At 55.1% G+C, this 20004-nt stretch carries 12 protein-coding genes; 6 read left to right on the forward strand and 6 right to left on the reverse strand.

Features of this window, described 5'->3' with window-relative positions; genetic code table 11:
* Window positions 1-28: 28 nt before the first annotated feature.
* The 5 genes from SD69_RS08965 to SD69_RS08985 form a co-directional block, all read right to left on the reverse strand.
* Window positions 29-3127: an error-prone DNA polymerase gene (locus tag SD69_RS08965; RefSeq protein ID WP_041522949.1), complete on the reverse strand. Its 3099-nt coding sequence runs from the start codon at window positions 3125-3127 to the stop codon at window positions 29-31.
* A gap of 21 nt (window positions 3128-3148) precedes the next feature.
* Complete coding sequence (locus tag SD69_RS08970) at window positions 3149-4588, reverse strand: Y-family DNA polymerase (protein WP_052481018.1); 1440 nt, start codon at window positions 4586-4588, stop codon at window positions 3149-3151.
* Entirely contained in the window at window positions 4545-5222 is a 678-nt protein-coding gene (gene imuA, locus SD69_RS08975; RefSeq protein ID WP_041522950.1) for a translesion DNA synthesis-associated protein ImuA, read from the reverse strand. Before imuA ends, SD69_RS08970 begins: the two co-directional genes overlap by 44 nt.
* Window positions 5223-5740: 518 nt before the next feature.
* Window positions 5741-9451 carry a methionine synthase gene (gene metH, locus SD69_RS08980; RefSeq protein ID WP_041522951.1) on the reverse strand — a complete coding sequence of 1237 codons (3711 nt, stop codon included), beginning with the start codon at window positions 9449-9451 and terminating at the stop codon, window positions 5741-5743.
* A 168-nt stretch (window positions 9452-9619) separates the two neighbouring features.
* A complete protein-coding gene (locus tag SD69_RS08985) occupies window positions 9620-10528 on the reverse strand; it encodes a D-hexose-6-phosphate mutarotase (protein ID WP_041522952.1) in 909 nt (302 codons plus the stop codon).
* Between the two features lie 229 nt (window positions 10529-10757).
* Here SD69_RS08985 and rapA point away from each other — a divergent pair, with 229 nt between their 5' ends.
* The 6 genes from rapA (at window position 10758) to SD69_RS09015 (ending at window position 17270) form a co-directional block, all read left to right on the forward strand.
* Window positions 10758-13709 carry an RNA polymerase-associated protein RapA gene (gene rapA / locus SD69_RS08990; RefSeq protein WP_041522953.1) on the forward strand — a complete coding sequence of 984 codons (2952 nt, stop codon included), beginning with the start codon at window positions 10758-10760 and terminating at the stop codon, window positions 13707-13709.
* 80 nt (window positions 13710-13789) lie between these two features.
* Window positions 13790-14077: a hypothetical protein gene (locus SD69_RS08995; protein ID WP_041522954.1), complete on the forward strand. Its 288-nt coding sequence runs from the start codon at window positions 13790-13792 to the stop codon at window positions 14075-14077.
* A gap of 76 nt (window positions 14078-14153) precedes the next feature.
* Window positions 14154-14690, forward strand: a complete 537-nt coding sequence (locus tag SD69_RS18070; protein WP_052481019.1) for a PH domain-containing protein — start codon at window positions 14154-14156, stop codon at window positions 14688-14690.
* Window positions 14677-16170: a PH domain-containing protein gene (locus SD69_RS09005; protein ID WP_041522955.1), complete on the forward strand. Its 1494-nt coding sequence runs from the start codon at window positions 14677-14679 to the stop codon at window positions 16168-16170. Before SD69_RS18070 ends, SD69_RS09005 begins: the two co-directional genes overlap by 14 nt.
* 27 nt (window positions 16171-16197) lie before the next feature.
* Entirely contained in the window at window positions 16198-16578 is a 381-nt protein-coding gene (locus SD69_RS18440; RefSeq protein WP_084591528.1) for a putative signal transducing protein, read from the forward strand.
* Between the two features lie 44 nt (window positions 16579-16622).
* Entirely contained in the window at window positions 16623-17270 is a 648-nt protein-coding gene (locus SD69_RS09015; protein WP_157471645.1) for a hypothetical protein, read from the forward strand.
* Between the two features lie 61 nt (window positions 17271-17331).
* On the opposite strand, the gene SD69_RS09020 is transcribed toward SD69_RS09015, so the two are convergent.
* Window positions 17332-19041, reverse strand: a complete 1710-nt coding sequence (locus SD69_RS09020; protein ID WP_041522957.1) for a DEAD/DEAH box helicase — start codon at window positions 19039-19041, stop codon at window positions 17332-17334.
* Between the last annotated feature and the right edge of the window lie 963 nt (window positions 19042-20004).

Below are 20004 nucleotides of genomic sequence, written 5' to 3' on the forward strand. Positions count from 1 at the left end.
TGGGCTTTAAGCGGCCTGATTTTTCCAGCTAATGAAAGTCGCGCGATGACAAGGCCAGGCCATCGAGCAGGTGATCCAGGCTTTCCAGTTTACCGGCAATAACATGAATCACTTCCCCTTCTCTTTCTAATATACCTTTAATGCGTAGCAGCTTGGCAGCCAGAAACGGCCCCTTTTGTGCCCGCGCGGTAGCGGACCACACCACAACGTTAATGTTGCCGGTATGATCTTCTAGCGTTACAAAGGTTACGCCCGATGCGGTACCGGGACTCTGCCGGCCAGTGACCACGCCGGTGATGCTAACCGGTGATTGATGCCGTTTATGTATTAAATCGCAGGCAAACGTAAAGGGCGGCAGACGCTGCTCGGCCAGTAGTAGCGATACCGGGTGGTGCTGCAAACTTAGCCCAAGGTTAACGTAATCCTCAAGCATGTTTTCTTGCGCGCTGGGCGCGGGCAGTTGTACCTTTGATGGCTGGTTAATGCTCAGTGGTGCGGTAGACTGTAACGTTTGTTGTAAGGGTTTAGCGGTTTCCGGTGTGCGCTGCATTAGCTCCCAGCGGCTTTGGTAGCGGTTGCCGGCCAGCGTGGCTAAAGCATCGGCGCTGGCAAGCGCTTGTAACGTTTGGCTGTTAAGCCCGCAGGTTTTAAGGGCTTGCAGGCTGGTAAAACCTGTACCGCGTTTATGAATAAGTACCTCGGCCGCCTGGGGCGCCAGGCCTTTTATTTGTCGTAAGCCCAAGCGTATGGCCCAGCTGCCGGAGTATGGCTCCAGCGTGTGGTCATAAATGGATTGATTAACACATACGGGCAGCACGGTATGGCCGTGGCGCACCGCGTCTTGAATCAGTTGGGAGGGCGAGTAAAACCCCATGGGCAAACTGTTTAATAGCGCGCAGTAAAAGGCTTGAGGGTAGTAGTGTTTTAACCACGCCGAGGCGTAAGCGAGCAGGGCGAAACTGGCCGAGTGTGACTCGGGAAAGCCGTACTCGCCAAAGCCGCAAATTTGGGCAAAAAGCTGCTCGGCAAAATCTTTTGTGTAACCACGTTCTCGCATGCCGTTAATGAGTTTGTTTTTAAACCGCATTAGTTGGCCGGTTTTTTTCCAGCTGGCCATGGCGCGACGTAATTGGTCGGCCTCGCCACCGCTGAACCCGGCCGCCACCATCGCCAGTTGAATGACTTGCTCCTGAAAAATAGGCACACCCAAGGTGCGTTCCAGAATCGAGCGAACATCTTCCGATGGGTAGCTTACCGCCTGTTCGCCATGGCGACGTTTTAAGTAGGGGTGCACCATACCGCCTTGAATGGGGCCGGGCCGCACAATGGCAATTTGAATTACCAGGTCATAGTAGCTGGCCGGCTTTAAGCGTGGCAGCATAGACATTTGCGCACGCGACTCTACCTGAAATACACCCACCGAATCGGCTTTTTGCAAATCCGCGTACACCGCTTGATCATCCATACTGCGGGTAATGTGGTATAGCTCATAGCGCTTTTGATGGTGCTGCTCAATCAGGTTTAGTGTTTTACGAATAGCGCTTAGCATACCAAGAGCAAGCACATCGACTTTTAACAGCCCTAAGCTTTCTAAATCGTCTTTATCCCATTGGATCACTGTACGCTCAGCCATGGCTGCGTTTTCTACGGGCACCAGCTCGTATAAAGGGCCGCTGGAGATGACAAAGCCGCCTACGTGTTGTGATAGGTGGCGAGGGAACCCTATTAAAGTTTCGGTGAGTTGAATAAGCTGCTGTGCAGTATGAGATTCGGCATCGATGCCCAGTTCGGTAATTTGCTCTTGCCAGGGGTGGCCGGTATCGCGTCGGTTGATGTTTTTAATGTAAAAGTCTAGTTGGGTGTCGTTAAAACCCAGAGCTTTGCCCACATCACGTAGAGCGCTTTTGAAGCGATAGCCAATTACTGTGGCGGCCAGTGCAGCGCGTTCACGGCCGTATTTTTGATAAATATACTGAATAACTTCTTCGCGCCTTTCGTGCTCAAAATCCACATCAATATCGGGTGGCTCGTTGCGCTCTTTGGAGATAAAACGCTCAAACAGCACGTTGATATGGCGTGGGTCTACGGCGGTAATCTCCAGGCAGTAGCACACCACGGAATTAGCCGATGAACCACGCCCCTGATACAAAATATGCTGTTCACGGGCAAAGCGCGCAATATCATCAATGGTTAAAAAAAAGTGGGCGTAATCCATCTGTTCAATCAGTGTTAGCTCTTTTTTAATAGTGGCGGCAATGTGCTCGGGCACACCGTCTTTAAAGCGTTTTTGGCAGCCCTCGGCTACGCGCTGGCGTAAATAGTCCATGGCAGTTAGCCCGCGAGGTATAACCTCGGATGGGTATTCGTATTTCAGCTCACTCATATCAAATTGGCAGCGTTCGGCAATCGCTAAGCTTTGCTGCAGCCAGCGGGTGTTAAATAAACGCTGTAGCTTGTTAATACGGCGTAGGCTGAACTCGGCATTGCTGAGCAGGTCGAGCCCGGCTTCTTTAACGCTAGTGCCGAGCTTGCGGGCGCTCAGGACGTGCTGCAGCGCAAGGCGCTCGCTGTGATGCATCAATACCCCGCCGCAGGCGACCAGTGGAATCTGGTGGCTGTTGGCCAGTTGTTCTAGTCGCCGGTTGCGGCTCTCTTCGTTATTAGTGAGGTGCCGTTGTATGCCAACCCACAATCGCTTGTTGTGGTATTTTTTTAGCCATTGGGCTTGCTCGCTTTGATTGCCGTCGCCGTTTGGCAACCAAATTAATAAACAGTGTTTGAGTGAGGCGATATCCCAGCGGGTGAGTTCGTAGTGATTTTTGCGGGTGCGGCGCCTCGCGTTAGTAATAATGCGGCATAGCTCGGCGTAGGCTTCACGGTTAGGGCACAGCGCTACCAACTTTATGTCAGCATTAATGTGTAACAGGCTGCCGACAATTAACTTGATCGGTAATTTGTAATTTTTAATAGCCGTATAGGCTTTAACAACGCCGGCCACTGAGCATTCGTCGGTAATGGCCAAGGCGCGGTAGCCTAATTCGCACGCGCGTATCGCCAGCTCCTCTGGATGTGAGGCGCCGGTTAAAAAGGAGTAATTACTTCGGCAAAACAATTCGGCGTAATGCATAGCTTAATCACTGTGTGGGTTTTAACTAAAATAACCGTGGATATACCAATTTTTATCCGGCGGGTTGAGCGACCGGTATACCCACAGCCAGTGTCCTGCCCGGTTGCGGGCGACAAAATAATCGCGCGACATGGGCTGTCGATCCCACCAGCCGGTCACAATGCGCTCGGGGCCGTGCACCAATACCAAAGGCTCTGCCGTGGCTTTGGGTTTTTGGTGTAATAAGCTGGGCCTGAKCCAATGTGGCGTAAGGGCAGAGCGCTTTGCGGTATCGGCAGCTAGTGCATGGCCTGGCCGAAAATCATTGCTTAGCGCGGTTTGAGTAATGGCATCTTGGCCCAGTTTGGCTTGTAAACGCGCCAGTAATTGTGCCGGTGTAATAGCGGCGTGCTCGCCAAATAAATCACCGGCTATGGCCTCGCGGGCAAATGTGCGATGTACGCTTAATGTGTAGGCGTACACGGGCTCACTCAAGCTGACGGACTCCAGCTTAAGCTCAATTAAGCTTTGCCATAATTGCGCCGAGTCTTCACCTATACCTGCGTTAACCTCCAGGTTAACCAGTTGGTCACGGCGCAGGTGCAGCGTAAGGTGCAGTTGATCGGTTAGCTGATCGCGCCGGCGTAAAAATTGCTCCAACGCCTGCAGTGTTAAGTTTAACGCTGGCAGCAACGCCGCCGTGGTATCACTTTCACACACGAGCTCGCGGTAATGTTGAAAGTTCGAAGGCGGAATATAAAACTCTACCGGGTGCGGTTGATGGCCGGTCAGTTGTTGTAAATAACGCAAACTGGCGGTGTCGATACGCTCGGCTAACTCGGAGTGTGGCAGAGCCGTTAGTTGCCCTAGGTTTTTTAAGCCCAGTCTTGCTAATTCATGCTGTGCTCGCGGCGCTAAATCAGCCGCGCTGAGCGGTAAGCTTTGCCATTGTTGGGTTAGCGGTTGTTGCTCATTGGTTATACAGGTGATTCCGCTTCTTGCGATTGCCCGCGCGGTTAAGGGACGCAGGCCTGTGGCGGCAAAGTGGTGCAAGCGCTCTTGTTGCAGTTGCTGTTGGATAGCGTGCCAGTAGGGGCTTAACCCTGCGTAATAACGCAGCATTGTGCTGGCTTTTAGCAGCAAGCCGTCGGGTTCAAATACGCTGATGTCCGCACTTAACGGATAAAGGCTGTGCGCCAGCTCGCGCAAACGCTCGCCCGTAAACTCTGGGCGGTAGGGGGTTACTTGCAAATCACGGCACAGAGAACAAGCCAGCGCCATGCCCATGCCGATGCGCAAGCCCTGCTCATGCGCCGGGGAGTTGAGCTGCAGCACATGAAAGCGCTGCTCACAAACCACCGCTAGCGGCTGCGGGGAGGGGGGCAGGCTGTCCAGCTGCAGGGCCGGAAAGTGAAGGTAAAGCCACAGCATATTATGGCTAGGCTCGCTGACGCCGCCCCGGCTGCGGTAGCGGGTGAACATTGCCGGGCAATGGCTCCAGCACCAGGTCGGGCCAATGTTGGCGCCAGTCGAGCAAAATAGGTCCGGTGGGCCAGCCGCCTTTACGTTTGGTGACGGTCACCTCCAGCCCGCTGGACGCCGGGGCAAGGCTCATGCTTAAGGTTAAAGGCAGTGAAGGGGCATTGCGCGAGTAACCTTGCAGCAACCACAGGGCACACTGGCCTTTATCACAGGCCAGCTGCAGGCGCTTAACGTCGGCTACGGCAAGGTCTGGCTGCCATAGCAGCACGGACAGGCAACAACCACTTTGCAGGCATTGCCCGGCGCACCACAGAGCATGCTTGGGGTCGGTACGTATGGTGTAAAGCTGCTCGCCAGCAAAGCCCGCGCCTACCCAAAAATCGGCGCAGAGGCTGCCCGGTGGGTTGATTAGCACGATCAACTTGCTCTTGCCGTGGCGCAAATAAGGCACTAGCAGGCGCAGCTCACCAATACCGGTATCCGACTGTAAGCGGCATACGCCAGAGCTCGGCAAGCCACCACCCAGCGCGCTGTCTAACTCGGCAAAACCACTGGAGCGCACAGCCGCCGGAGGGCTGAGCTGCCCCCCGCGGTAAATGCGGCGCTCGCGTAGTAGTTGTTCGATATCGGTCATGGTTGGGTACTGATGTGCTGTATGTATATACAGTATAGTGGTTTAGATGGGTAATTCAAGCGTGGTGTTATGGGGTTAAATTATGGATTTTTACGGTACTTTCCTTGTCGCTTTAGGTTCTGTGATTGGGTACTACAGACCTGAAATTAATGACTCTCCACGCTGATATCTGTCTCACGCCTGTATGCGCACTTCTTTCGGGGCCTTCGCTCAGCTTAGAGAGCGCAGCACTGGATGTGTTGAGGTCAGCGATTTGATGTGCATGGATGCACAAATGTCGCGGGCGCATGTGACTCACATGGATGTGAAAAGGTAGAACAGCGCAGGAGCAGTTGTCGAGAGCGCAAGAGCGACCTCAAATTCGCCGGACGGACGAAGCACTTTTTGCTTGATTTCAACCGGTCTGTGCAACACATGCCGCGAATTTATCAGCCAACGCAACCGTATAGCCCCCAAGGCACTTCGTAGCTAACAAAGCCACTGGATACCGGCTCCAGGCCGGTATGACGACCACAAACCTAGTTCCCTAGTTCATACCCTAACACCGGGCTCAACCACCGCTCCATATCCACCAAACTCATCCCCTTACGCTCGGCAATGGACGCGACCTGATCTTTCTCGATTTTGCCGATGGCAAAGTACTCGGATTCTGGGTGCGAGAAGTACCAGCCGGATACGGCGGCGGTGGGGAACATGGCGTAGTGTTCGGTAAGCTCCAGGCCGGTGTTCTTTTCGGCGTCCAGCAGTTTAAACAGGGTGCCTTTCTCGGTGTGGTCGGGGCAGGCGGGGTAGCCGGGGGCGGGGCGTATGCCTTGGTAGCGCTCGCGGATAAGGTCGTCGTTGTCCAGCTGTTCGTCTTGGACGTAGCCCCAAAACTCGGTGCGCACGCGTTTGTGCATATGTTCGGCCAGGGCTTCGGCTAAGCGGTCGGCCAGGGCTTTAACCATAATGCTGTTGTAGTCGTCGCCAGCGTCTTTGTATTGTTGGGCTAACTCTTCGGCGCCGATGCCAGCGGTAACGGCAAAGCCGCCCACGTAGTCTTGCTTGCCGGATTCTTTGGGGGCGACAAAGTCGGCCAACGAGTAGTTCGGTTTTTTGTTGCCGGGCTTTTGCTGTTGCTGACGCAGGTGATGCAGGCGTGCCAGTTCGTTGCCGTCATCGTCGTGTACGGCAATGTCGTCGTGGTTGACGGTGTTGGCGGGCCAAAAGCCAATCACCGCGCGCGCGGTTAAGAGCTTTTCGTCAATCAGCCTTTTGAGCATGGCTTGGGCGTCTTCAAACAAATTGGTGGCGGCTTCGCCGACCACTTCATCGGTGAGAATTTTGGGGTACTTACCGGCCAAATCCCAACTGATAAAAAACGGTGTCCAGTCGATGGTGTCGAGTACATCGGTCAGCGGGTAGTCGTCAAACACTTTAACGCCGGTAAAAGCGGGTTTGGGTGGGGTGTAGTTGTCCCAGTCGGCTTTAAAGCCGTGCTCGATGGCGTCGGGGTAGGTGCGCAGGGTGCCGCGTGGTTTGCGGTTGGCGTTACGCACGCGTACGGCCTCGTATTCATCTTTGAGTTTGGCCACAAACGGGTCACGGGCCGTGTCGGATAATAAGGTGCTACACACACCTACGGCGCGTGAGGCGTCGGCTACGTACACTACTTGGTTTAAATCAAACGCCGGGTCAATTTTAACCGCGGTGTGGGCTTTGGAGGTGGTGGCACCGCCAATCAGCAGGGGTTTGTCGACACCCTGGCGCTCCATCTCGCGGGCGACACTGACCATTTCGTCCAGCGATGGGGTGATTAACCCCGACAAGCCGATGATGTCGCAGTTTTGCTCGATCGCGGTTTGGATGATTTTTTCGCCGGGCACCATAACGCCCATGTCGACCACTTCAAAGTTATTACACTGCAGCACCACACCGACAATGTTTTTACCAATGTCGTGGACGTCGCCTTTTACGGTGGCCATTAAAATTTTGCCGTTGGGGCGGGCGCCCTCAACTTTTTCGGCTTCGATGTAAGGCTGCAAGTAGGCGACCGATTGCTTCATCACGCGGGCCGATTTAACCACCTGGGGCAAGAACATTTTACCGGCGCCGAACAAATCGCCCACCACGTTCATGCCGTCCATTAAGGGGCCTTCAATCACATCCAGCGGGCGCTCAGCTTGCTGGCGGGCCTCTTCGGTGTCTTCGACAATAAAGGTGGAGATGCCTTTAACCAGCGAATGCTCGATGCGTTTTGTAACGTCCCAGCCGCGCCACTCTAAATCTTCTTTTTTGGCGACGCCGCTGCCGCCTTCGCGGTATTTCTCGGCAATATCCAGCAGCGCTTCGGTGCCTTCGTCGGTGCGGTTTAAAATTACATCTTCGACTTTATCGCGCAGCTCGGCGGGCAGGTCGTCGTACACCGCCAGCTGGCTGGCGTTAACGATGCCCATGTTCATGCCGACTTTAATGGCGTGGTACAAAAACACCGAGTGAATCGCCTCGCGCACCGGATTGTTGCCCCGGAACGAGAAAGACACGTTGGACACACCGCCAGAGACGCCGGCGTGGGGCAGGTTCTCGCGAATCCAGGCGGTGGCTTCGATAAAGTCCACCGCGTAGTTGTTGTGCTCTTCAATACCGGTGGCCACGGCAAAGATATTCGGGTCAAAAATAATGTCTTCGGGCGGGAAGCCGACTTTATCCACCAGTAAGCGGTAGGAGCGCTCGCAAATTTCTTTTTTGCGCGCAGCGGTATCGGCCTGGCCGTCTTCATCAAACGCCATTACTACCACGGCGGCGCCGTAGCGCATGCACAGGCGGGCTTTGTCGATAAACTCCTGCTCGCCTTCTTTCATGCTGATGGAGTTAACAATGCCTTTGCCCTGAATACATTTAAGGCCGGCTTCGATGACCTCCCACTTGGAGGAGTCCACCATAATGGGCACGCGGGAGATGTCCGGCTCGCCGGCAATCAGGTTTAAAAAACGGACGATGGCGGCCTCGGCATCGAGCATGCCTTCGTCCATGTTAATGTCGATGACCTGGGCGCCGCCCTCGACTTGCTCTAGCGCCACTTCCAGCGCGGTGTCGTAATCCTCTTCGACAATTAGGCGTTTAAAGCGCGCCGAGCCGGTCACGTTACAGCGTTCACCGACATTCACAAACAGTGAGTCTTTGGTGATGTTAAAGGGCTCAAGGCCGGATAAACGACAGGCGGGTTCGATGTCTGGGATCTGACGCGGCGGGTGTTTCGCTACGGCCTCGGCAATGGCATGAATGTGGTCGGGTCGGGTGCCGCAGCAACCGCCGATGATGTTTAAAAAACCGGCGCTGGCAAACTCTTCGACAATCACGGCCATTTCGTCTGGCTCTTGATCGTACTCACCAAACTCGTTGGGCAGGCCGGCGTTGGGGTGCGCGGATACGTAGCAGTTAGCGACGCGCGACAGTTCTTGCACATATTGGCGTAACTCGGCCGCGCCCAGGGCGCAGTTAAGGCCGATGGAGATGGGCTTGGCGTGGGTCAGAGAGTTGTAAAACGCCTCGGTGGTTTGGCCCGAGAGCGTACGGCCCGAGGCATCGGTAATGGTGCCCGAGATCATAATGGGCAGCTCAAAACCTAATTCGTCAAACACCTCTTGCACGGCAAAAATCGCGGCTTTGGCGTTGAGGGTGTCGAAGATGGTTTCGATAAGAATTAAATCCGAGCCGCCTTCAATCAACGCTTTAGTGGCCTCGATATAGTTCTCGACCAACTGATCGAAGGTGACGTTGCGCGCGCCCGGATCGTTTACGTCGGGTGAGATCGAGCAGGTACGCGAGGTAGGGCCCAGTACCCCGGTTACATAGCGGGGTTTGGCTGGGTTGTCGGCGGTTAACTCGTCGGCCACCTCGCGGGCGATGCGTGCGCCCTGCAAGTTTAATTCGTACGCCAGGCTCTCCATGCCGTAATCGGCCATAGACACCTGAGTCGAGTTAAAGGTGTTGGTCTCGATAATATCGGCGCCGGCCTCTAGGTACTCCCGATGAATTTGTTTCATCATCTCGGGTTGGGTGAGGTTGAGCAGGTCGTTGTTGCCCTTAACATCACTGGGGTAGTCGGCAAAGCGCGTGCCGCGATAATCCGCCTCCGAGAGCTTGTAGCTCTGGATTTGGGTGCCCATACCGCCGTCGAGCACTAAAATTCGCTCGGTTAAGGCTTGTTTTAATTGGGCAATGCGTTGGTCGCGTTCGGTAGCACTCATGCAGAAAACCTTTCTTTCAGCGTCTAAATCAATGTGTCAATCAGGGGGTGTGTGCCAGCGCCCGCAGCTGCGGGGGCGCTGGCCGTACAGTCAGCCGCGCATTTTACCAGTAAATGGCGGCCGATAGGGCGATGATCGGGTGATCGCCGCCGCGAGGGTTAAGTTGCCTTAGCAGGGGGTAATGCTCATGCGCGCCCGGCGGGTTTCTCCGACGCTGATTTGCCAGGTGTCGTTAAGGCAGGCGCCGCGCTCGACACAGACGTAACCGGTATGGTTGTCAGGGCCGATATCGCCCACTTCAGCGGCCAGTGCGGCACCGGTGTTCCACACCACTACACTGGGGCAATGATCGCCCGCGACGCTCAGGCGGCGGTCACCGTCGTCGATGGTGACGGGTGATTGGATATCTTGATACACCCGGTCTACTTCACCGCTAAAGCTCACCGGGCCACATTGACTAAAGGTCTCGCCGCCGGCGACTTTATCGGCGTACTCGCGCCCGTCCAGCCCCTCGACCTGAACGCGGCTAATATCACTGATGGCGAAGTAGGTGTGCATCACCCAGCTTGCACTGAACGCAGATCGGCTATTATTAGTCAAAGCCAGCTCAAGGGTTGGTGTCTCGCCCAGAGTAAATGTCAGCTCGGCGTTAAAGTCGTATTCAAATTCCGCGTCGGCTTCATGGCTAAAGCCCAACGTTAGTACCGCGCGGCCTTGCTCGTCGAGCGTGGCGGCGAGTAAATCCCACGCCTGCGTGCGGACAATACCGTGATTGGGGCGGCTGCTGTCGCTGGGGTGTGGGCCAAACCAGGGTAAGCACAGCGGAATACCACCGCGCAGGCTGGCGCCTTGGCTGAAATCGCAGTTGGGGCTCACCCACAGTAGCTCATCGCCACCAGTGGGGGTAAAGCTCAACAGTTGCGCGCCGTTTAGCGCGATGGTGGCTTGGCAGCTCGGGGTGTCGATGGCAAGCAATGGCAGGCCCTGGCCTGGTCGATCAGGAAACCGGGTGGCGCTATCGGTAAGGGTAAGAAAATCGCAACGCGCAATGATGTCGCGTAGGGAGTCTACAGGCATATAGAGGTCTCGCTATGGATTGGCATGTGGGGCTCGAAAGGCGGCTCTATGGTTTGTTTTGTGCCGGATTTTCCGGCGGTGGCCGCTCACTAGTGTGGTGTTACAGCACACTAAGACAAATTTTAACAAATTCAGTGTGGATTCGCATGCCCGCTGTAACCGGTTTAAGGTTTCGTTATAGGGCCAGTCACAGTATTATGCGCGCCCGTTTAACAATATCGAGGTCAGTGTGTCGCAAACAGCAGTTACCGTCGGTCAGCGCTACGTCAGTGATACCGAGCCCGAACTGGGTTTAGGGGTTGTCTTACAAGTAAGCGGTGGCACGGTGGATATCGGGTTTCCCGCCGCCGAACAACGCCGTACGTATTCACTTAAAGAGGCGCCGTTAAGCCGCGTGCGGTACGCCGAGGGCGAGCGTGTAAAGCATCAGGCGGGCCAGTGGCTGGTGGTGCAGCAAGTGATCGAGCAGGGCGGCTGCCTGTTGTATCAAGCCATGAGCGACGATGGCGAAATTCTGGCGATTCCGGAATTTGAACTCGATAGTTTTGTGCAGTTTAGTAAGCCGCGTGAGCGGTTGTTCTCGGGGCAAATTGACCGTAGCAACCATTTTGCCCTGCGTTTTCGCAGCCAAAACCTGCGCCATCAAATAGAAAGTAGCGATGTTTTTGGCCTGGCCGGGCCTAAAGTGTCACTGTTGCCCCACCAAATGTATATCGCCGAGCAAGTGGCCAGCCGGTTTGCGCCGCGGGTACTGCTGGCCGATGAAGTGGGCCTGGGTAAAACCATCGAGGCGGGGCTTATTTTGCATCGCCAACTGCTTACCGGCCGCACCCAGCGGGCGCTGGTGGTTGTACCGCCGGCGCTGCTGCACCAGTGGCTGGTAGAGATGCTGCGGCGCTTTAACTTGCAGTTTACCTTGCTTGATGAAGAGCGCTGCCGGGCACTGGAGGGCACAGATGAAGAAGACGTGCTCGACTTTGAGTTAGACGATGAGCAATTGCTGGACCGCCTCGAAGAGGACGAAGTAAATCCGTTTGAGTCGGCCCAACTGGTGCTGTGCTCACTGGATTTTTTAACCGGCAATCCGCAGCGCTTGAGCCAGGCACTGGCCGCCGAGTGGGATATGCTGCTGGTTGATGAGGCGCACCATTTAAGCTGGAGCCCAAGCCACGCCAGTGATGCCTACGTCGCCATCGAGCAGCTTGCCGAACGTGCCAAAGGCTTATTGCTCTTAACCGCCACCCCAGAGCAACTGGGCCTTGAGAGCCATTTTGCCCGCCTGCGTTTGTTAGACCCAGACCGTTATTACGACTTTGAAACCTTTATCTCCGAGCAGCAAAGCTATAAGCCGTTGAGCGACTTGGTCGAGCAAATCCTCGCGCTGCGGCCTGAGGAGCCGAACGCGACTGGCAGCTTAGCCGAGCCTCTATGGACCGCCCTGGCGGAGTACCTGGACGCCGATGCAGTGGCGGCGGCAAGACAAAACGCCGAGCAGCAATCGTTGGCGGCCGCCATCGATGAGCTGGTCACGATATTGCTCGATCGCCACGGCACTGGTCGGGTGCTGCTGCGCAATACCCGCCACGCGGTTAAGGGCTTTCCCGAGCGGCATTTGCACGAGCACCCCATCGCTTTAGAGCAGGCCGATGCCGAAGCACTGGCCGAGCGGCCCCTGTCTAGCCAGCTGCACCCGGAGTACTTTTGGGCCAGCGAAGGTGACTGGTGGTTGCGTGACCCACGGGTGCCGTGGTTAAAAGAGTTTATTAAAGCGCGCCGCGGGCAAAAAATATTGGTGATTTGCGCCGACGGTGATACCGCGCAAGAGCTGGAAATTTACCTGCGCTTGCGTCAGGGCATGGCCACTGCTGTGTTTCACGAGAGTATGAACCTAGTGGCGCGAGATCGCGCGGCGGCCTATTTTGCCGATATGGAAGAGGGCGCACAGGTACTCATCGCCTCGGAGATTGGCAGTGAGGGGCGTAACTTTCAGTTTGCGCAAGATTTAGTGCTGTTTGATTTGCCCCTTAACCCGGATTTACTGGAGCAACGCATTGGCCGTTTGGATCGCATCGGTCAGGCGGGTGAGATTCACCTGCACGTGCCTTTGTACACGGCGCCCGATGGTTTAACCGCACAAGAGAAACTCGCCCGCTGGTACCACGAGGGCATCAATGCCTTTACCCACACCTGTGCCATTGGCCATGCAGCGTTTGCCCGTTATGGCGAGCGCTTGCAGCAAGCCATGGAAGCCACCGGTAGCGATGATTTGAATGTGTTGGTTGATGAAACCGCCGCGTTTGCCACGCAGTTAAATACCGAGCTGCAAGCCGGGCGCGACCGCTTACTGGAGCTAAACTCCTGCCGCCCCACTGTGGCAGCGCAGCTGGTAGAGCAACTACAGCAGCAAGACGACGGCGAAGTGCTGCCGGAATTTTTAATGCGGGTGCTGGACAGCTTTAACGTTGAGTACGAGCGCCATAGCGAAAACAGCTGGGTATTGCACCCGGGCGAGCATATGCGGGTGGACCCGTTTCCGGGCTTGCCCGAATCGGGCCTGACCATCACCTTTGATCGCCAGCAAGCGCTAGAGCGCGACGACATTAGTTTTGCCACCTGGGAGCACCCACTGGTGCGCGGTGCGATGGAGCTGATACTGGATACCGAGTTTGGCAACACCGCGGTGGCCACGCTAAAACTGCCACCGCTGAAGCCCGGCACGCTTATGGTAGAGGCGGTGTTTTGTTTGCATTGCCCGGCGCCGCCGCACCTGCAGTTAACACGCTACCTGCAAGACGCTGTGATGCGCGTTTTGCTGGATGTAAACGGTAAAAACTTTGCCGCCGTGCTAAGCCCGGATAAACTGGCCAAAGTTGTGCAAAAAGTGCCACGCGCAACCTCGCAAGAGCTGGTGCGCCATTCGCGCGCGCAAATCGCCACCTTGCTCGACAGCGCCGAAGAGATTATGGCGCCGGAGCGTGATACTCAGGTGAATGCCGCCCTGGCCAGCGCCCGGCAGTTGCTGGGGGCCGAAATCGCCCGTTTGCAAGATCTGGCCAAGGTAAACCCCAATGTGCGCCAGCTGGAAATTGACGAGCTGCAACAACAGCTGGACGATACAGTTAAGCACCTGGAGCAAGCCAGCTTAAAACTCGATGCCGTACGGGTGATTGTGGCGGTATGATTGTACGCCTGAAGTCCGATGTCTGACGTCTGATGCGTCTGACCTCGGGCCTTTGACATCAGACATTTTTAGAGGCCCCTATGTATATATTCTCCGCCGACGCCACTGCGCGCAAAGACATCGATGACGATGTTAAAACGGGGCAGCAAGTGCCTTTTATTGTGTACATTAATTTTACCGACTTATTTGGTGCCGAGCAGCTGTGCAAAATTTATTTAATGCGCGCGGGTTTTACCGACATTAACATCAGTAAACGCAAGGGCGTGCCTGCCTCGCTGCTGGACGATAAGCGCGTTGTGGCTGCCGATAAAGCCTTAAGTGAAGCGCTTGAGGGCGGTTACCATATCCAGATGTACGATGATTTTTAACGCCGGCTTGCCTGTGGCCGGTATTTAAGGCGACAATCAGTTCCTGAAGCACTTAACAATAATGACAGGGACTGCAATGGCACAGCTTGATCCAGTCGTAACCGACGAAACTCTCCCCCCATTACTCGACGAGCCCTGGCGCCCCATTGATCCGCGTTATTGCGGGGTGCTGCGCATTGTTGTTTTTATTTACCTATTCATCATTTGCTTAGCCGGGGCGCTGTTTGTGTGGCGGAGCGGCCTGGTTGCGCTGCCAGTGATTGGCTACCTCCTTGGGGGTGTGTGCCTATTAGGCGCGTTTCTTTTATTTGTGTGGGCCCCTCGCCGGGTACGCCATACTCAGTATTTATTGCGCGAAAAAGATGTGCATATACGGGTGGGTTTTTGGTGGCACTCAACTACCTCGGCGGGCAATAACCGGGTACAGCACACCGAGGTGACTCAAGGCCCCATCGAGCGTTGGTTTGGCCTAAGTAAGTTGGTGGTGTATACCGCCGGTGGAGGGCAATCCGATGTGAAAATACCGGGTTTGCCGACGGATACTGCCCACCGCTTAAAAAATTACCTGACCCAACAGGTGGTTGCCGAGGAGCTGCTCGATGCAGCCGAATAAAGAGTGGCAGCGGGTTTCGCCAATCGCCACGATCTATTTTTTTGTTAAATCTATTCCACACCTGATTAACTTTTGGCCGGCATTGGTGCCTTTGCTCGCCGGGGGCGAAACCCTGCGTCAGCTGGCGTTGATGTACGGCGTGCCAGCCTTACTGGTACTGCTTATAGTGAGCGTGTTTTTACAGTACTGGTTTTTTAGCTATAAAGTTGAGCCCACCCGGTTAACCTTGCGCTCGGGTGTGCTTAATCGTAAACGCCTTACCCTCGATTTTGAACGGGTACAGCAGGCCGACATTGCCCACCCGTTTTACTTTCGCCCGTTTAACCTGGCAACGCTCGGCTTTGAGAGTGCTGGCTCGGCCCAGCAGGAAGTGGATGTGCCCGGCTTGAGTGTGCAGGCGGCTGAGAATTTACGCCAGCGGGTGTTAGAGCAGGCGGCTCAGTCGACAGAGGATGGGACGATTGATGCCCAGCCAGAAACGCTGGACCGTGAGCCGGAATTCTCGTTGCATTTACCGCCGACCGAGATACTGCGCTACGGTTTAATGCACAATACGCTTTTGTACCTGGCCCCGCTGGCGGCGCCTTTGGGGCAATATCTCGGCCCGCTTATCGAAACCTCGGTCGCCTCGCTTGAGCACTCACAAGTGTACGGTTTGGTGACATGGGTAAGTGACAACCTGGCGGTGTCGGTAACTTTAGTGCTGGCACTTATGGCGGTAATGGCTGGTACGGCGCTGTTGTTTGGGCTGTCGGTTATTTTGGCGCTCGTACGTTACTGGAACTACCAGCTAACCCGGGTAGGGGATCGGTTTCAGTATCGCGCCGGCCTTACCACCATACGCACCCGTGGCTTTAAGCATTACAAACTACAAAAGGTCACCATTAGCCAAGGGCTAATAGCGCGTTTATTGCGGCGCTATACCATGCACATTAGTAAAGCCGGTAGCTTTAGTGCAGCGCAGGTACAAGATAATCAGCGTTTTATTGTACCGGTGCTGGATATTGTCAATGTGTTATTGCTGCGTGGAGAGTTGTCGCTGCCGACGGCCCAGTGGCTAAGCGTTAGTCGCTTTTACCTGGTATTTCCGGTGCTGACGCTCAGTGTTATTACGTTGGCGGCTGTGGTGACGGGCTGGTTTACGCTGGGTGCGGTGAGCTTGCTGGGTTTACTGTTTATCCCGTTAATTTACGGTTATTTTTGGCGCCGCTGGCATTGCCTGGGTTACTACCGCAGTGCTGAGTGGTTGGCATTGCGCACCGGGTTTATCGGCTTTACCGAGCGCTGGTTGCCTACCGGCAAGTTGCAAAAAATACGGGTGGTAGCCACGCCTGTATCCCGTTGTTTTGGGCTTGCGCATTTGCAGGTGTGGAGCGCCGATGGCGTGTTGACCATTCCCTGTTTGCCGGCGGCAATGGCGAGCGATTTGCGCGACTCGCTGTTAACCGATGTGGTTAACTACCGTCGCGCTTGGCTGTAGCAACGTCGGTTTTACTGAGGTGGAATTATGAGCGATACACTGTTGTACCAAGCCGCCAATACCATTGAGGCGAACATGATTGTCGATGTGTTGGGGCAAGCGGGTATCGCGGCACGCATACAGGGTGAATACCTGCAAGGCGGCATCGGCGAGCTGCAGGCGTTGGGAGTGGTTCGGGTGATGGTGGCTGAGTCCGATTACGGTAGTGCGCGGCAAGTGGTGGATGACTGGGACAAGGCCGAGCCCGTTATCGATGCCAGCATCGAGCAAGCGGCGGCGAGCTCTGATCGTCTTGAAAGCGCTGAGTGGGCACCCATCCCAAAAGCTACCGCTTCGCGCGTGTTGTGGGGCGTGTTAATTGGCGCTGTGCTGGCCATCGCCGTATTGCTGGTTTCGGCCAGTGTTTAGCCACATTATAGAATGGTATTAAGCAAAAGCCAGGAGGCAACAAGGTGAGGATGATAACGCGAGGGATTTGGCTGGGCATGATGTTGTTAGCGGTATCGGTCAGCGCCGCCGACGAAAAGGCAACATTGCTATCGGCGTGGGAGGCGGTTCAGGCGCAGCACGAGCAGGTGGCAAGCTTTGAAAAGCAGGGTGACGGATTGTACCGAATTGAATTTACGTCGCTGCCATTTAAGGGTGCGTTGAGAGTGCTCGCGTACGATACTGAGCCTTTGTCTTATGGCGGCGAGAAATCTTCGTTTAAGCAAACCGGTTATATCGAGTACGAGCTGGTGGGCGCGCCCGACGATATGCAAGAAAAATATTGGCGCACATTCCAGAACTGGAATGAGAGTAACACCTTGTATTACAGCGAGTCACAACAGCGGTGGGTGACTCAGCGAGAGTTTGCCGAGCAGATGAGCAGCGAGTTGCCTAAGGATAGCGGCGTCAGCGTGTGGCTATTGATATACCAATACTGGAGCTACGCGCTGATTGCGATTGTGATGTACTTTTTTATCTCGCAAATGATTAATAGCCGCCGGATGAAACGCTCGTTAGAGCTTCAGCAGCAAGCGGTAGAACGTTCGGCCGAGTTGCACGCCGAGACTAACCGCTTACTGGCCGATATTCTCGCCGCAACCCCAAAGCGCTGATTGCCAATGCATAAAAAAGGGGCCGCTTTGCAGCGGCCCCTTTTTTTGTCGTTTGCGTTACTTACTTATTAGCAAACTTTTTCTTTTTGCCTTTTGGCTTAAAGCTACCGCCGCCTTTGCGAGCGGGGCCGCGATCTTCACTCAGCGACAACACTTGTCCGCGTACGTGAATAGAGGCAATCTTCTGCGCCATAGGTGCGGCCATATCTTCGGGCAGGTCCAGAGTCGAGAAGCTATCGAACAGTTTGATCTGGCCGATTTGACGGCTTTGCAAGCCGGCCTCATTGGCAATAGCACCGACGATGTCGCCTGGACGGGCACCGTGAGTGCGGCCAACCTCAATGCGAAAGCGCTTCATGCCTTGCTCGGGCGCACGAGAGCGACGTTCAGGGCGCTCGCCTCGGTCACCGCGTTCGCGTTTTTCACGAACTGGGTCGGGCTTAATGTCAGCCAGCTTAACTTGCAGCGGACGATCTTTTTGCAGCAGGTAAGCCATCGCCATGGCCAGTTGTTCGGGCTCGATTTCTTTTTCGCGGCAGTAGTTACCCAGCAGCTCGTCAAAAAAGCTCATGTCCTGGTCCGACTCTAATACATCGGTAATGCCCTGTAGAAACTGATCCACACGGGCAGCGGTGATGGTGTCGCCGCTGGGTAGTTTCATGGCTTCAATGCGCTGTGAGGTCGCCTTTTCGATTGAGTAAAGCAGGCGTTTTTCGCGCGGGGCGACAAACAAAATCGCTTTACCTGAGCGACCAGCACGGCCGGTACGGCCAATACGGTGAACGTAGGCTTCGCTATCGTACGGAATATCGTAGTTGATAACGTGGCTTACGCGCTCCACATCGATACCGCGTGCGGCCACGTCGGTGGCAATCAAAATGTCCAGTTTCTTGTTCTTTAAACGCTCAATGGTGCGCTCGCGTAACTGCTGGTTCATGTCACCGTTAATGGCAGCCGCCGAGTAGCCGCGTGCTTCTAGTTTTTCGGCCAGTTCAACGGTGGCGGTTTTGGTGCGCACAAACATAATGATGGCATCAAACGGCTCAACTTCGAGGATACGGGTTAGCGCGTCCAGCTTGTTGGTGCCGCTTACCATCCAGTACACCTGCTCGATGTTGGCGCCGGTTTTACTCTCGTTGGCGATGCGGATTTCTTCCGGGTTGCGCAAGTAAGTAGTGGCGACACGGCGAATTTCTTTGGGCATGGTGGCCGAGAATAGCGCGGTTTGGCGTGTGGCCGGGGTGTGCTCCAAAATCCAGGATACGTCGTCGATAAAGCCCATGCGCAGCATTTCGTCGGCTTCATCCAATACTAAGTTGGTTAACTTAGACAGGTCTAAGCTGCCGCGGCGCAAGTGGTCCATGACCCGGCCGGGGGTACCCACAACAACCTGAGCGCCACGCTTAAGCTGACGCAACTGGCCGCGCATGTCCTGGCCGCCGTAAATAGGCAGCACGTGAAAGCCGGGCATCTCGCTGGCATAGCGTTGAAAGGCCTCGGCTACCTGAATAGCAAGCTCGCGGGTAGGGGCCAATACCAGAATTTGTGTGTGCGATTTAGTTACATCGACTTGTGACAGCATCGGCAAAGCAAAAGCGGCGGTTTTACCGGTACCGGTTTGCGCCAGGCCAACGATGTCTTTACCGTCCAACAGGGCCGGAATAGCAGCCGCCTGAATCGGTGAAGGTACTTCATAGCCGACTTTGGTTACGGCGCTTAATACCGCCGGTGAAAGGGCCAAATCGGAAAAAGTAAGGTTTTCTGTGGTCATTTATAGTTCCCAGGTGCGCCAATGCGCAACAATCTTTACGGTGACGCGACACTGCGCGCCGTGAGGCGGAGTTTGACCCGGAATGATCGCAGCGACGCACCCGCGTGAGGGGTGACGTTTACGATAAAGTGCAACACAGACAACGACCGGCAACCGTAGCGGGGCTACAGTTAAACTCGGGTATTCGCCATTTGGCTCGTTGATAACGACGCAGATTGCGAAACAACCGCTGCGTAGATAACTGGGGCGCGGCTAGGCGCCAAAATAAGCACAGGCGAGACACATGCATGGTATACACACTGCCGGGAAGCTACGTTCAGATAACTATTCAGCTTTTAGCGCAATTTTTCCTGCAATCTGAACCGTTACTTTTTTAGCTTCCTCCCGGGCTCCGATTCTCTGACATTTGCCAGAGTCTAGAGCCAATCAGCATTACCCTGCAGTGTTCTTTGCACGCAGACGAGCCTTATAAATCGTGGCTCTTTATATAGGAGGGCTTTACTGAGGCGCGCAGTATAGGGTATTGGCTAGGGTTTGACCAGCGGTATTTTTAGGCGGGCTTTGGCGCCGGCCTCCATATGTAAGGTTGCCATTAGCGCGGGCTTTTAATATGCCCGTGTCGCCGGGCGTGGTGAGTTACTTTTCTTTGTTGGGGCGAAAGCAAAGCTCTCAAAGCCGCGCCTGCACATTTCGACAGCTATACCTGCGTTGTTCTGCGCCCTCACAGCCATATGATGGGGGGTGTAAGCAAAGGACTAGAACTAGCACACCCCGTGGGCGCTCAAGGGCGCTTGTGCAGAGCAGCGTAACGACCTACCCGTCATCCCGTGCAGGGTGAAGCGGCGACACGGGATCCGGTGGCTTAGTATTGTGCCCGGAGCTTTGATCAAACCGCATTTTATAGCGGCTCTGTAATATCATGTTACGCTTGATGTTTACGTGGGACGCGGGCTTTTTGATACG

Source organism: Gilvimarinus agarilyticus, from assembly GCF_000832015.1.
Taxonomy (GTDB): Bacteria; Pseudomonadota; Gammaproteobacteria; order Pseudomonadales; family Cellvibrionaceae; genus Gilvimarinus; species Gilvimarinus agarilyticus.